This is a genomic window from Ralstonia sp. VS2407, from assembly GCF_052950655.1.
The window spans coordinates 1-657 of sequence record NZ_JBRFVG010000066.1 but is presented as its reverse complement, the minus strand read 5'-3'; the positions used below and the strand labels follow the sequence as shown (position 1 = coordinate 657).

The 657-nt window shown below is 71.5% G+C and carries 1 protein-coding gene; it reads right to left on the bottom strand.

What is annotated here, in order from left to right:
* Positions 1 to 55 precede the first annotated feature (55 nt).
* The coding region (locus ACU8YE_RS23845) for a c-type cytochrome (RefSeq protein WP_446929806.1) at positions 56 to 657 on the bottom strand (602 nt) is incomplete at its 5' end.

Sequence of the window (657 nt, the reverse complement as noted above, 5' to 3'; positions counted from 1 at the left end):
CGGCCGCCCGGTGCGATGCCGTCCTCCCCGCGATCGCCGGATAACGACTCGTACGTTACTGCGCGGCGCGCAGCTTCGCAACGTCCTGCTCGCTCACCTTCGCCGCCGGATTGCCGAATTGCACGGTCAGGTAGTTCGCGAGCGCGGCGATCTGCGCGTCCGACAGCTCGTGCCGGAACGCCGGCATCCCGACGTCCTCGCCGCCCGCCTTGCGCGCGACGCCGTTCAGGATCACCTGCACGCGATTCGTCGGATTCGGCGCGCCGACCGTCGAGTTGTGGAAGAGCTGCGGATAGTAGCCGTCCGGCGTGCCCTTGCCCTGCATCTGATGGCAGCTCGCGCAGTTGCCGAGATACAGGCGCGCGGGATCGATGCCCGTCGACGCGAGCGCGACGCCGCGCAGCCGGATGCCGTCCTCGGCCGGCTTGCCCCACGCGGAGCGCGCTTTCGCGGCGCCGTCGGCCACGGCGGGCACCGTGCGCACGTACGTCGCGATCGCGCCGATGTCCGCATCGCTCATCCGCGAGAAGCTGTGCTCGACGGCCTCGGCCATCGGCCCCGCCGCCTGCGCGAGGCCCGGCACGCTGCCCGTGCGCAGATACTGGACGAGCTGCGGCTGCGACCAGCCGCCGATTCCCGCGTTCGGGTCCGACGTGA